Source organism: Lysinibacillus sp. FSL K6-0102 (genome assembly GCF_038003545.1).
In the GTDB taxonomy this organism is placed as follows: Bacteria; Bacillota; Bacilli; order Bacillales_A; family Planococcaceae; genus Lysinibacillus; species Lysinibacillus capsici.
The window spans coordinates 2880426-2894033 of record NZ_JBBOPH010000001.1; the positions used below are offsets into that span (position 1 = coordinate 2880426).

Below are 13608 nucleotides of genomic sequence, written 5' to 3' on the forward strand. Positions count from 1 at the left end.
ACGGAAGCTTCTTTTTTTTAATCTTTATCGATTTCTCACGAACAGTAGCTTATACCATTGATTGACTAGGAATGGTAACACCGATAGGCTATAAATAAAGCCTAGCTGTGCTGGTGTTAATGGAGCTACCTCAAAGACCGTTGTAAGCATCGGCATAAATAAGACCATGTGTAAACTTAGCACACCAATGATAAAGGCGAACCACGTATATTTATTCGAAAATACACCAATCGCAAAGATGGATTGTTTGGATCGAGAATTAAAGCCATGCACTAACCTTGACAGGCATAGTGTTGTAAAGGCCATCGTGCTTGCTGTTAACGTATCGCCTGTCGATAAACCGATTTGAAACGCAATAATGGTGGAGATGGCGATTAATATCCCTTCAAGCACAACTTGTGTGGTAAATTTTTTATTTAATAAAGGAGTATGAATGTTTCTAGGCTTGTCCTTCATTGTTTTCTTATTATTTGGCTCTAAACCGATGGCAATAGCAGGCAGACTATCTGTTAATAAGTTGATGAATAGAAGATGGACAGGTGCAAAAGGAACAGGTAAGCCCAGAACCGTTGCATATAACACGACAAAAATAGCGCCTGCATTTCCAGATAATAAGAACAGAATGGCATTTTTAATATTTGTATAGATGCTACGGCCATTGGCGATTGCTTTAACAATTGTTGAAAAATTGTCATCCGTTAAAATCATGGATGAGGCATCTTTTGCAACCTCTGTGCCTGTTACGCCCATAGCCACCCCAATATCTGCTTGCTTCAAAGCAGGTCCATCATTGACACCGTCTCCTGTCATGGCAACCACATGTCCTTTATCCTGCCATGCTTTAACAATTCGAATTTTTTGGGCTGGTGTCACACGGGCATAAACAGAATAATCCTGTACTTTCTCTTGCAGCTCTTGATCAGTTAAGCCTTCGAGCGCATGTCCCTCTATAGCTTCAGCTGGATTTTGCAAAATACCAATTTGTTCGGCAATCGCGGTTGCTGTAATTTTATGGTCTCCTGTAATCATGACGGGTTTAATACCTGCCTTTATACAGCTTTCCACAGCCTCTTTCGACTCTTTTCTTGGAGGGTCCATCATCGCTACTAAGCCGACAAAGATTAAATCTCGTTCCGCTCGTGGATCGACTTTTTGTAGAGGCAATACCTCCTTATAAGCAATGGCTAACACCCTTAAACCATTCATAGAAAAATCACGATTCACCGCCTCGATTTTCTGGCGATGCTGCGGGGTTATCTCAAAAATACCTGTTGATGTTTTGATTCGTGTCACTTTTGGTAAGAGTACATCCAGAGCCCCTTTGGTAATCATGATGGGCTGCTTGTCCATCTGATTGACAGTGCTCATAAGCTTCCTCGTCGAATCAAATGGAATTTCAGCCAATCGTGGATATTGCTCACGTATCTTCAATTCATCTAACCCATACTGTTTCCCCAATTTCACGAGCGCAATTTCTGTAGGATCACCAATTTCTTTGTGGTCACGCTCGACAGCGTCACTACATAAAAGCGCTTTTACCATTAGTTCTTTTTCCACTGGATTTATTGGATTGAGCCAATCATGAGGAATTTTCTTCTGGTCCACAAAAACTTCCTGTACCACCATTTTATTTTCTGTTAAAGTACCTGTTTTATCAGAACAGATGACCGATACACTCCCCAAGCTTTCCACAGCATAAAGCTTGCGGATGATCGCATTTTCCTTTGCCATCTTTTGGGTGCCAAAAGCTAATACGATGGTCACGATAGAACTTAAAGCCTCAGGGATAGCCGCCACAGCAAGAGATACAGCAAACATAAAGGATTCTACTAAGGCTCGTCCTCGGATAAGATCAATCGTAAAGATTGCTAAACAAATCAGCGTAATCCCTAAGGCTAATTTTTCACCGAATTGATCGAGACTAATTTGTAATGGCGTTTTCTTTTCCTTTGCTGTATCGAGTAAATTCGCAATTTTTCCGATTTCCGTCTGCATCCCAATTGCCGTAACCATCACGATGCCACGTCCATTGGTCACAAAGCTTCCTGAGTACACCATATTTTTCTTATCCGCAATGGTGATATTCTGCTTCCGAATAGGGTCTGTACTTTTTGCCACAGCAATTGATTCGCCTGTAAGAGAGCTTTCGTTGATGTGTAAATTATGGCTTTCTAGTAGTCTTCCATCCGCATTAATATAATCTCCCGCCTCCAACATCAGAAGGTCCCCTACTACAATTTCTTCAGAAGGAATTTCTACTAGTTGATTATGACGCATGACCTTGGCAATGGGAGAGGTCAATGCTTTTAGATTATCTAATGATTGTTCAGCCTTCACATGCTGCACTGTACCTAAAATGGCATTTAAAATAACCACGATCATGATCACAATGGTGCTTTCTACTTCTCCTAGTAGAAAGGAAACGAAGGCAGCAACGAGTAAAATGATGACCAATAAATCTTTGAATTGGCCCATAAAAACAGCCAACGTACTTGTCTTTTTCCCTTCCTCTAATACATTATAGCCATAGACTTGTTGCCTCTTTTGGACGTCATCATCAGTCAAACCTTGCGTGGTGACGTTCAATATCTTCATGACTTCAGCAGTTGATTGTTGATGATATTCAGTCATTGAGTTCTCCTTCCATTTACAAGATTTGAAAGTCTCCTACTATTTTTCTTAAAAATAATATTCGCTCTTAAAATCTCAAACTCCTCAAATCTGTAAATTCATTAACTACAACAATCTATTCCATAGGTAATTAGAGTATGCTAAGAAACCATAGAGAATTTAATTTTAGGAAGTGTACGAAAATAGATTCATGCAAACCAATTAAAAAGGTATTGGGATGGCTTTCCCAATACCTTTCAGGGCTATCGTTCGATTATGAATGATGATGTGCTGACTGATAATCTACGTGCTGCTCCTGTCCAAGAGGTGCCCTTTTAATAGAAAAGATCGCGCAGCCTAATGCACAAAGAACTAGAATCGTACCAAAGCTAGCTAGGTGCATAACAGAACCTGTCCAAGCAAACATTGCGCCACCAACTGCTGATCCGATAGAAATACCAATTTGCAGGGCAGCTGTATTTAAGCTTTGCTGAATATCCGATGATTGAGGATCCGCCTGAATTAAGTAATTTTGTAATGGCGGTGTCAGTGCCCAGCTCAACGCACCCCATAAAACCGTAAATACTAAAAACAGTGGAAGGGCAATAATTGTATAAGGAATACTAAATAAGACAATGGCAAAAGCTGAGACAATTAAAATAATGGCTTTACTTGTGCCAATTTTATCACTCACCCATCCACCTACAGCATTTCCACTAACAGAGGCAATACCAAAAATTAAGTAACAAATACTAATCCATGAAGCATTCATATCAAATGCCTCTACTAAAAATGGTGTTAAATAGGCGTAGAGCATGTAATGGCCCGCTAGCATAAATAGGGTAGTTAACTGTGCTGTCAGGATTTTTAAATTCGCCAGCGATTTAATTTGCGCCTTGAGTGGCACTACTTCTCCAATTGGCATTTTTTCAAGTAATAAAGCAATTAATATCATTGAAATCGTTGATAGGATACTAATACCTAAAAATACAGCTCGCCAGCCAAACGCTTCTGTAATAAAAATACCCATTGGCACACCGATCACCAGCGCAGAACTTACCCCCATAAAAACAAGCCCCAGTGCTTTAGCACGATGGCGAGGCTCTACGATTTTAGTTGTAATCGTTAATGATAAAACAATCACTAACGCTGTACTCATAGCTGTGAAAATACGTGCGATTAGCACAATGATAAACGTTGTACTAAAGAAGGTCATTAGATTTCCTAACGTAAAAATAAATAAAGAAATAAGGAATAAGCGCTTGCGTTCCACCTTGGCTGTCAAGGATAGTAGGACAGGCGCAGAAATCGCATAAACAAGTGCAAAAATAGTAATTAATTGTCCCGCTGTCGCTAAAGACACATCTAAATCCTCTGCAATATTTGGCAGGATTCCACCAACAATTAATTCAACTAACCCTACTGCAAAGGTAGTCACAGCAAGAATATAAACTCTCCAATTCATCGTAATCTCCCCTTCGATACACGTTCATTTTTGTAGGAGATTGTTTTAAAACAAACTAAAAAAATCCTGACTACAAAAATGAAGCAAAGTTTTGTAGTCAGGATTTTATGGTTCCTGGTAGAGACCCTCAATCCATATTATTGAGGTTATACAGATCAAATATTTACTTTAGCTATAGTAGCACATCAAAATTTCATTGACAATAGCTTTTTTCATAGAATTCATTGCCTCTAAAAATCTTTTGGGCAAGAGAAAATTTCGATTTTCTGCTTATATTTCGACGAATTTGACCATATATATAAACATACAATAACTATTTTACGAGGTGATTGTTTGCGTATAGTAGGATTTGTCTGCTATTTTTTAATACTATTTTATGGCGTAGAATTAGTAGAAGAAGCGTTCACAAATGAAGAACCAGCAATGCAATCTCCCATGAAAAGTAAGCCATCGCCCATCAAGGAAACCGTTGAAAATTCAAGGATTTGTGTCTATTATCCCACTTATAAAAGCTGTACCGATTTACCCCAACAATAAAAAAGAGGCTACTCAATGGAGTGACCTCTTTTTTCATCATTTTGAGCCAATATGAAAATGACTAAATGGATATAGTATTAATTTCGATTCACCATATACAGCATCCTCTGAAATTAAACCATAATGGCGACTGTCACTACTTTTTAGGCGATTGTCACCAAGCACAAAATACATGCCCTCTGGCACTTCTTTTTCATTCACTAATTGTTCCAATGTAAAGTTTTCCGTAATGCGTAATTGATTAGGATCATCCGTTTGACGGTTCACATAATCTTCTTTATATGCTTTGCCATTGACGTACAATACATCATCTTTCATTTCCACTTTATCCCCTGGAAGACCGATGACACGTTTAATATATAACTCATCTTCGACAGGAGATTGGAAAACAATTTGATCAAAACGCTCGATTTTACTTGTTTTGCTTACAATAATAATATCCTTATCGTGATAAGTTGGATACATAGATGCTCCCTGTACTTTAATCGGCGCAAATAAGAATTGCTTACAGCCAAAAACAACAACAGCTGTAATGACAATAATTTTGATGTAGGATAATATTTCTTTTTTAAGATTGGATGTTTTTTCCGCTTGCATGCTCATTCCCCGATACTGTTTTTTTAATAGTATAACATTTTCTCACTATTATTGACGAATGAATCACACAAATTGTTTCCTATTCATAGAAAAATAGACAAGGCTACAAAGTAACATTGTCTAGAAATTGATATTTTACTGTTTCAACGTTATGAATGGTTAGTTTGTGTAGCAGAGTGATGCTGCTCGTTTAATAAATCTACTGCTAATACGATACCCACTGGTAATGCAAATGCTAATAAAATTGTGCCTACAATCATCACAATCACTCCTTTAACCATTTCTAATGTCAGTATACACTTAATTTTCTGATATTTCAAGAAATATCGAAAAATGATGAATAACAGCAAAAAAATCATTCAACTAGGCATGCACCCTACCTGAATGATTTTTTATCCCTTACATAAATAATTTTAAACATAATACTTGTAGGCCTCTTATTGCTGATTGGACTGGATTTTTTCGCACTTTACGTTTAGGTACATAGCTTTGCATGCAATGATTCAGCGCTGTATACCTCAGCACCTGGGTCCTCCCATTCACTCATCTCCCTCCCTTCGTGGCCAAAAAGTTTACAACTAGTATGCGACATTTGTAAGCAACTTGCTTACTTACTTTTGTAAATGGTTTTTTAAATCTGTTTGTATTTTTTGAAGCTCTGCCTCATTCGGAATATAGTACCAAATGCGGTTAATCCTTTCACCGTCTCCCTGTTCGAACGATAACTGCTCAATATCCTTATCCATTTTTTTATAAATACTTTGCAGCTGAATAAGGTCCTTCACCGAAAAGTTCATGCGAACATTGTCGCCTAGTACATTCAACATATCAGTTGCTTTTAATAATGTTGATGGTGTGGAGGCTTTTTTCATCACCGCTTCAATGATTTGACGTTGTCGAATTTGGCGTCCAAAATCACCTCGAGGATCTTCATAACGAATACGAGAAAAAATAAGGGCCTCATTACCATCTAATGTGATTTCTCCCTTTGGATAATGGTATTCGTCAAAGGTTAAATCCATATCATTATCGATTGTTACGCCACCCAGCGTATCAATAATTTGTAAAAAGCCCTCCATATTAATAAATACATAATAATCAATGGGTATATCTAAAAAATTTTCGACCGTATCCACAGCCATAGGGACGCCTCCAAAGGCATAGGCATGATTAATCTTATCTACCGTATCATGACCAACGATTTCTGTTCGAGTATCACGGGGTATACTAAGCATTTTCATCGTCTGCTTTTCAGGATTTACAGTGATTACAATCATGGTATCGGAACGTCCACTATCATCTTTACGTTCATCGACCCCAAGCATTAGAACCGAAAAGGGATCTTTTTTAATCACTGTTTTTTCTTCTGGTTGTGCTGCATCTGTTGTTTGAATAAGTGGTGTATTTATTTTATTCATAGTTTTTTGGATGGTAAAGTAGGCAGTACCTATAAAAATTAAAAAAATTGCTAATAGGCTACCAACAATCCACAGCCATAATTTTTTCTTGCTCTTTTTCTCTTTTGAGCGTTTCATGTTTTTTTCCATACATAAGTCCTTTCTTGCTTAACAATTTTGCCCCTCTTTTTGACGTATTAAGTTGGAAAAAAGTTTATCTAGTCTACTTATATGCATAATGAACGAAAAAAAGACGTACACTAGTATTTACTAAATTTACAACATACTATTCCCTCATTTGTCAATTATCTTCCTTTTACATTCATTGCCCTCTATCAAAATGGTGCTATCTTAATTTATTGAAAATTCATTATTGTTGATATATACTATTTTTCAGATACAACGTCTCTATAATAGAAACGTTTTTAGGAGGAATCACTCAATGTTTCAAAAAAGAAGAGAGCAGCTCGTTTCCCGTATGCAGCAACAGTCAATTGATGTAGCAGTGCTAGTGCCAGGGTCAAACATGTATTATTTTACAGGTCTTCAGTTAAAGCAAAGTGAACGCCTAACAGTAGTCGCTATTACTGCTCATCATCAATTATACTTTCTCGTTCCACAAGTAGAATTAACAAAAGTTGACTTGGGTAATGGAGGGACAATCCTATCCTATTCGGATGAGGAAGGACCGTCACAGGCCATCCAGCAACTAAAAAAAGAGCTAGGAACAGCGCAGACACTTGCCGTTGAGTTTGACACCATGCGCGTGAAGGAACAGAAAGCTATCGAAAACCTTACATATGACACTTTATGTAATATCGGTGAAACCATTCGTGATATACGTATGGAAAAAGATGAACACGAAATAGCCCTCATGCGTCAGGCTGTACAGATCGTCGAAGAAAGTCTTGCAGCCACATTACCGATTATTCAAGCTGGTATTTCAGAGATGGAAGTCGCAGCCCAATTAGAATATGAAATGAGACGACGTGGATCAGAGGGAACACCTTTTGGAACCATTGTTGCTTCTGGTTATCGAGGTGCACTTCCTCATGGTAGAGCGAGCACAAAGAAAATAGAGACAGGTGAATTAATCGTCATAGATTTTGGCGCGATTTATAAGGGCTATGTGGCGGATATGACTAGAACAGTTGCTTTAGGAGAAGTTTCTCCAACGCTCAAAACAATTTATAGCATTGTGAAGCAAGCAAATGAAACAGCCATAGCAGCCATAAAACCAGGTATGACAGCTCATGCCATTGATGATCTAGCCAGAGACATTATTCGCGATGCCGGCTATGGCAATTCTTTCACACACCGACTTGGCCATGGCATTGGTTTAAGTGCACATGAAGAGCCTTATATGATGCAGCGTAATCAGCTAGTGTTAAAGCCAGGCATGGCCTTTACCGTGGAGCCAGGTATCTATGTGCAAGATGTTGGTGGTGTTCGTATCGAGGATAATTTAATCGTCACAGAAAATGGTTACGAAAATTTAATGACCTATTCGAAAGAATTAATCATTTTATAAGGTTGGTGTGTACAATGATCGATATGAGGAAAATACAACAGGATATGCCGCTACTTGAACACTATATTTATCTAAACACAGCTGCTGCATCTGCCATGCCACAGCCAGTAGTGGATGAAATGACTAGCTATCTCCAAAAACAAGCAAGTATTGGTCCCTACTTGCCCTCTTTTCGTCAAGAAACGTATGCGCAAGTAGAGCGTATTCGAGAAAAAGCAGCATTGTTCATCGGCGCAACAAAAGAGGAGATTGCCTTTGTGCCAAACGGTTCAGTGGCGATTAATTATGTCGCAGGTGGCTTGCAATGGAAACAGGGAGATGAGGTCATAGTGCTCGACACAGAAATGTTGAGTAACTATGTGCCTTGGCTTGCCCTTCAGCAACAAGGGGTTCAGCTGAAAGTGTTAAAAACCAATGATGAATATATGGTAGATTTATATGCACTTGAACAACTCATCACACCACAAACAAAATTAATTGCCTTTGCCCATATGTCTAACGCTGCTGGGGCACTCCAGCCTGCCAAAGAAATATGTCAGCTAGCCCAGCAACACCATGTACTAACATTGATGAATGCCAATCAAACACTTGGTTTAACACCCATTAATGTTGCCGAACTTGGCTGTGACTTTCTAGTTGCTAGTGGGCGGAAATGGCTACGCGGCCCTGAAGGATCAGGTATTTTATATGTACGAGAAGCACTCATTCCAACATTGACGCCTATTATGATTGGCTGGGGCAGCACCCAGTGGGATTATCAGAACAATGCCTATTCTTTTTTAGAAACAGCTAAACGTTTTGAGCCAGGTTGTCCGATCATTCCAAGTATTTTCGGCTTAGGGGCAGCTATTGATTATGCGAACAATATCGGTATCCATCACATATATGATCGTGTAAAGCAGCTAACAAACTATTTAATTGAACAGCTTGCAACCATTCCAGGCATTGTCTTATATGGTCCTCAAAATAGTGCTCATCGATTATCGATTACGCCGTTTAACATTGAAGGGCTGTCACCAGATGAGCTAACCAATGCTTTAGCAGAACATGGGGTCATCATTGAAGCTGGCACATTTATGGCGAATACCATTATGGAACGCAATCAAATTTCTAAAATGGCCCGTTTTTCACCACACTATTTTAATACGTTTGAAGAAATTGACAAGGCCGTATCCATCATGAAAAAAATCCAAGCAAAGGCTCAAGATAGTTAATGTCTATCTTGAGCCTCTTTTTAATGCTTATTCATGATATAATTTAAAGCTGTATTGATCGAAATACCGTTGAATATTCATCGCTCCATATTGAAGAACATTCACCATATCAGGTAACTTCTCCTCTGTTGGCTTACGATAAATAGGGCCAGCAATTGTTAAAGAGGCAATGACTTCTTTTTTACTATTAAAAAGAGGTACACCTAGCCCAAATACTGAATGAGAGTACTCTCCTGTTGAAAAGCACCAGCCTTGCTGTTGTATTTTTTCTAAATCGGCTAACATTTCATCAGGGTCAGTAATGGTTTCAGGAGTTAATCTTTTCATCCCATGTTCCATGATCTCCTTTTTTCTCTCTTCAGGTAGATACGCCATGATGACTTTACAAGATGCCCCGATATGTAGTGGTGTCCGCGTGCCAATCGACACTGAAAACTTAATGGTTTGAGAGCTCTCAGCTATTTCTACTGTGACACCATCTGTTCCATCCAACCATGTTAAAAATACGGATTCTTTGATGGTATCTGCAAGGTTGATCATAATTGGTAAAACAAAGTCAGAAAGATTTAATTTATCTTTAACCATCTGGCCATATTCTAGAAAGCGAAGCCCTAATTCATATTTTTTTGTCTCAGGATTTTGAATAAGAAAGCCTTGTTTTTCGAAGGTTGCTAAAATCCGATAAATAATGGAGTGACTAATATCCATCTCTTTTGCTAGCTCACGAACACCCCATGTAGGATTTTCCTTATTAAAATATTTCAGTACCTCCAATGAGTTATCTAATGTTTTTAATGTCATTTCACACCTCAAATGTCTCTATAATAGAACCGTATTTTGATTATAAAATGAAGACGGACAATTTTCAATAAATTCAACTATTTTACAATTAGATTTTAAATGAACTATTTCATTTCAAGCAGTTCATATGGACATTCGGATTGTGCTGAGCATGGCTATCACCTAAAAAAGGAAAGCTATCCGCTGGAATCCTCTTTTTATCCGTCACATTTTGAGTTTTATCCGCCAGTTTGGACATTCTATCCACTTAGAGCCATTCTATCACCCAAAAAAAGAAGGCTATCCGCTAGATTCCTCTTTTTATCCGTCACATTTCGAATTTTATCCGCCAGTTTGGACATTCTATCCACTTAGAGCCATTCTATCATGCAAAAAAAGAAGGCTATCCGCCAGAATCCTCTTTTTATCCGTCACATTTTGAATTTTATCCGCCAGTTATCCGCCTAAACAAAGAAAAATCAACCCACCTCTTAAAAGGTAGGTTGATCTTTTTACATGGTTATTTCTGCTGGATACCCTGTACTAATTTTTCTTGAATCCGCAAGTATTGGGCAATTTCCTCATCATCTAATACTTCAAAAAGCTGTACAAAGACCTCTTTTCCGATAGATTGAGCCTTTGCTAAAGCACTTTGACCCTCATCTGTAATTTGTAAGCGAATGGTGCGGCGGTCGGATGGATCATATAGTCTTTCTGCTAATCCAAGCTTGACCAGCTTTTCAGCAATGCTCGTCATAGCACCTTTTGTATAGCCGATTGTCTCAGCTAATTCGGCTTGTTTTTGAGGGCCTTTGACATGTAGCTCATTTAAAACTAAAATTGGTGAAATTCCTAAAGGATATGGGAACGCTTTTGTAAAACGTATAATATTCGCATTGTTCACCTGTTCAATCATATGAATCAGTTTAAAAATATTTGTCTGTTTCAAAAAAATCCTCCTCAAACGCTGAGAATTAATGAAGCATTAGTGAGCCTCCATCCACCATAATCGTTTGACCTGTAATGTATTGAGAATCGTCAGAAGCTAAGAAAACAGCTACTCGACCAATATCTTGCTCAATATCACCAAAACGGCCTAACGGGATTTTACTTCTCACCGCTTCATAATACTCTGGCTGTGCTTTTGCCCATGCTTGTACACCTGGTGAATCAGCAAGCGGACTAATGATATTGACATTAATACCAAAACGTCCCCATTCATTTGCGGCAACACGGGAAATACCACGAATGGCTTCCTTGGCAGCGGCATAAGCAGCCTGTGTTTCATGACCTTGAATGCCTGCTCCAGATGCAAAGTTAATAATATTACCCTTAGTTTCTTTTAAATGCGGTAGGGCTGCTTGCATTAAATAAAAGGTTGGATAAAAACCTGTTCCAAATGACAAATCAAGATCTGCTTGTGTAGTTTCTTCTATTGTAACTTGTTTAGCAGCATGAGCGTTATTAACTAGCACATCTAGTTTACCGTATTTTTCTACGACTGTATCAATAATTTTTGGTAATTGGTCGCGTTCCATTAGATTAGCCTGTAAAAACATAGACTTCGGAGACATTTCTTGTAATTCTTTTGCCATTGCCTCGCCTGCTTCTGCATTTAAGTCAACAATTGTAACAATCGCCCCTTCCTTTACCATAGCTTTTGCCATTCCACTACCAATACCACCTGCACCACCAGTAATGATGACCACTTTGTTTTGTAGTTTACCCATTGCAACAACATCTCCTTCTTGTTTATCTGTTAATAGTTTAACATTAAACTATTTAATTTTAAACTAAATTGTTTCAGATAAAAAAGCCTATTCTGGAGAAGGGTTCATCCAAAATAAGCTTTTTCTAAAATTGATCTTTCCTACATGATTGTGCCGATTCTCTTTTCCAGCGCTCTATTTCTGATTTGATATTACCCCAAATATAGACCCTTTAATGTAGGTTTGTCCTTGTAAAGACTGCAATTGCTCTGGAGTACCAGTTACTACAGCCCCACTTATTTTCACATCACTTTTCTCCAGGGTGCCATTTCCCCCTACTAAAGCTTGATAAACCTGGTTTGTTTCCCACTCAAAGTTCTTGCTTTTACGCAGAAGCTCAATGTTTCGAATAAAGGTCGCAACCTCATCGATTGAAGAGCGTCGAGGTTTTGGTTTGGATTGCTCTGATTGAAAGCCATAAATGTATGGATCATTGGCTGAAATAGTATTCTGTCCTTGCTTAAAAAAATCTAGTGTATCATCTGTATAGGCATCCACCCACCACCAATCTACTTGTACTTCAGAAGGTAGCTTGCTTTTAATTTCACCAAAATCATAGGCATCATCAAAAGAAATAGCTATTTCTACTAAAGTATTTTTCTCCAATTGATGCAGTTCACTAATATTATCTTGATAATGGTCGTAGGAAATCCTTGGATGATAAAAAAACATTTCTCGGTCACCTGTGTAGTCATTAAACCGTTCGAATTGAGATGTTTCCGCCAGTGATTCTGAACCTTCTATTTGGATGGGGCTAGAAATGGCCGTTCGTGTAAGCGTTCCAAATAAATTATAATCGCTTTTGATAGGCTGCCAAATATATGGCCGATGCTGATCTCCAAGCACCTTATAGGTTGTTGTTGTTATTTTCCCTCCCAGCAAATGATCGTCATAAACCTGATTACTAATTTGGACATTGGGCGCACTTATTTCGTTAAATAAATGAATATCATCCATTACTTTTTGCGCACTATTTAACGATAAAGCCCTCAGCCCATACCATAATGCTATTAGCACAATTGGGGTAACGACCAATGTAATCCCAATCATTTTGACTGTTGACCAAAACCTTGCCTTTCTCATTATTTTTTTCGTATGTCTATCATCAAACAAAAATTCATTTTCTTCTTTATTCATCATGAGCATCCTCCTTAAATCGTTCAGTAAATTCTTCCCTAGCACGTCTGACATGCGTTTTTAGTGTGTTTTCATTCTTATTCATCAAGGCTGAAATTTCCTTATACGATAATCCCAGCTCATATTTCAGGATTAATAATTCCTGATGCAAAATGGATAGCGTTTCGAGTGTGTTCTGTATGTCCTTTAATTTTTCTTTCTTTAGCATCTGGATCTCAGGAATATGAATGAATGAAGTCAATTGAACTTCCTCTAATTCTGTTGTTGGATGACGTGTTTCTTTTCTCTTGAGATCATAAAATTGATTGGTTGCTACACGATATAACCAACTCATTACTTTGTCTGACTGAATTCCATTTTTATGTAATAAAAATTTATAACATGTATCTTGGACGATATCTTCTGCATCCTCATGGGCTAATCCACGTTTTCTCAAATAACGATATAGCAGCGTTCCTGCTTGCTGTAGAAACGCATTCATTGATTGCTTTACCATGTCCACCCCCCTTCTGCCTATACAACGCAGAACTCCATGAAAAGTTTACATATTACAAAAAGTTCTCATTAAATA

The 13608-nt window shown here is 38.1% G+C and carries 12 protein-coding genes and 1 riboswitch; of the genes, 2 read left to right on the top strand and 10 right to left on the bottom strand.

Going from position 1 to position 13608, the window contains the following annotated elements:
• Nucleotides 1-24: 24 nt before the first annotated feature.
• From NYE73_RS14715 to NYE73_RS14735, 5 genes are all read right to left on the bottom strand, one after another.
• Entirely contained in the window at nt 25-2631 is a 2607-nt protein-coding gene (locus NYE73_RS14715) for a cation-translocating P-type ATPase (RefSeq protein WP_048392479.1), read from the bottom strand.
• A 253-nt stretch (nt 2632-2884) separates the two neighbouring features.
• Nucleotides 2885-4075: an MFS transporter gene (locus tag NYE73_RS14720; protein WP_009370354.1), complete on the bottom strand. Its 1191-nt coding sequence runs from the start codon at nt 4073-4075 to the stop codon at nt 2885-2887.
• Nucleotides 4076-4149: 74 nt separating this feature from the next.
• Nucleotides 4150-4249: riboswitch (purine riboswitch) on the bottom strand.
• A gap of 399 nt (nt 4250-4648) precedes the next feature.
• On the bottom strand, nt 4649-5209 hold the full coding sequence (gene lepB, locus NYE73_RS14725) for a signal peptidase I (protein WP_048392477.1): 561 nt from the start codon (nt 5207-5209) through the stop codon (nt 4649-4651).
• A gap of 149 nt (nt 5210-5358) precedes the next feature.
• On the bottom strand, nt 5359-5469 hold the full coding sequence (locus tag NYE73_RS14730; protein WP_004230560.1) for a hypothetical protein: 111 nt from the start codon (nt 5467-5469) through the stop codon (nt 5359-5361).
• 351 nt (nt 5470-5820) lie between these two features.
• The gene (locus NYE73_RS14735) at nt 5821-6756 is read right to left on the bottom strand and encodes an LCP family glycopolymer transferase (protein WP_054550408.1); all 936 of its coding nucleotides are present in this window, start codon (nt 6754-6756) and stop codon (nt 5821-5823) included.
• Between the two features lie 292 nt (nt 6757-7048).
• On the opposite strand from NYE73_RS14735, the gene NYE73_RS14740 reads away from it, so the two are divergent.
• Complete coding sequence (locus NYE73_RS14740; protein WP_066037243.1) at nt 7049-8137, top strand: M24 family metallopeptidase; 1089 nt, start codon at nt 7049-7051, stop codon at nt 8135-8137.
• Nucleotides 8138-8151: 14 nt separating this feature from the next.
• On the top strand, nt 8152-9351 hold the full coding sequence (locus tag NYE73_RS14745; protein WP_115673304.1) for an aminotransferase class V-fold PLP-dependent enzyme: 1200 nt from the start codon (nt 8152-8154) through the stop codon (nt 9349-9351).
• Nucleotides 9352-9378: 27 nt separating this feature from the next.
• Here the strand turns inward: NYE73_RS14745 and NYE73_RS14750 are convergent, their stop codons facing one another.
• From NYE73_RS14750 to NYE73_RS14770, 5 genes are all read right to left on the bottom strand, one after another.
• The gene (locus NYE73_RS14750) at nt 9379-10152 is read right to left on the bottom strand and encodes an IclR family transcriptional regulator (protein WP_036077236.1); all 774 of its coding nucleotides are present in this window, start codon (nt 10150-10152) and stop codon (nt 9379-9381) included.
• Nucleotides 10153-10651: 499 nt separating this feature from the next.
• Complete coding sequence (locus NYE73_RS14755; protein WP_004230567.1) at nt 10652-11080, bottom strand: MarR family winged helix-turn-helix transcriptional regulator; 429 nt, start codon at nt 11078-11080, stop codon at nt 10652-10654.
• Between the two features lie 25 nt (nt 11081-11105).
• Entirely contained in the window at nt 11106-11861 is a 756-nt protein-coding gene (locus tag NYE73_RS14760; RefSeq protein ID WP_036077242.1) for an SDR family NAD(P)-dependent oxidoreductase, read from the bottom strand.
• Nucleotides 11862-12035: 174 nt separating this feature from the next.
• Nucleotides 12036-13037, bottom strand: coding sequence for an anti-sigma factor (locus NYE73_RS14765; protein ID WP_259951141.1), 1002 nt, complete (start codon nt 13035-13037; stop codon nt 12036-12038).
• Nucleotides 13030-13533: an RNA polymerase sigma factor gene (locus NYE73_RS14770; protein WP_115673306.1), complete on the bottom strand. Its 504-nt coding sequence runs from the start codon at nt 13531-13533 to the stop codon at nt 13030-13032. The genes NYE73_RS14765 and NYE73_RS14770 overlap by 8 nt, the downstream gene beginning before the upstream one ends.
• Nucleotides 13534-13608 lie beyond the last annotated feature (75 nt).

What these genes read in the sequence shown, in the direction of transcription:
- NYE73_RS14715 (WP_048392479.1), bottom strand. Translation starts at nt 2,631, where the DNA reads ATGACTGAATATCATCAACAATCAACTGCTGAAGTCATGAAGATATTG.
- NYE73_RS14720 (WP_009370354.1), bottom strand. Translation starts at nt 4,075, where the DNA reads ATGAATTGGAGAGTTTATATTCTTGCTGTGACTACCTTTGCAGTAGGG.
- lepB (WP_048392477.1), bottom strand. Translation starts at nt 5,209, where the DNA reads ATGCAAGCGGAAAAAACATCCAATCTTAAAAAAGAAATATTATCCTAC.
- NYE73_RS14730 (WP_004230560.1), bottom strand. Translation starts at nt 5,469, where the DNA reads ATGATTGTAGGCACAATTTTATTAGCATTTGCATTACCAGTGGGTATC.
- NYE73_RS14735 (WP_054550408.1), bottom strand. Translation starts at nt 6,756, where the DNA reads ATGGAAAAAAACATGAAACGCTCAAAAGAGAAAAAGAGCAAGAAAAAA.
- NYE73_RS14740 (WP_066037243.1), top strand. Translation starts at nt 7,049, where the DNA reads ATGTTTCAAAAAAGAAGAGAGCAGCTCGTTTCCCGTATGCAGCAACAG.
- NYE73_RS14745 (WP_115673304.1), top strand. Translation starts at nt 8,152, where the DNA reads ATGATCGATATGAGGAAAATACAACAGGATATGCCGCTACTTGAACAC.
- NYE73_RS14750 (WP_036077236.1), bottom strand. Translation starts at nt 10,152, where the DNA reads ATGACATTAAAAACATTAGATAACTCATTGGAGGTACTGAAATATTTT.
- NYE73_RS14760 (WP_036077242.1), bottom strand. Translation starts at nt 11,861, where the DNA reads ATGGGTAAACTACAAAACAAAGTGGTCATCATTACTGGTGGTGCAGGT.
- NYE73_RS14765 (WP_259951141.1), bottom strand. Translation starts at nt 13,037, where the DNA reads ATGAATAAAGAAGAAAATGAATTTTTGTTTGATGATAGACATACGAAA.
- NYE73_RS14770 (WP_115673306.1), bottom strand. Translation starts at nt 13,533, where the DNA reads ATGGTAAAGCAATCAATGAATGCGTTTCTACAGCAAGCAGGAACGCTG.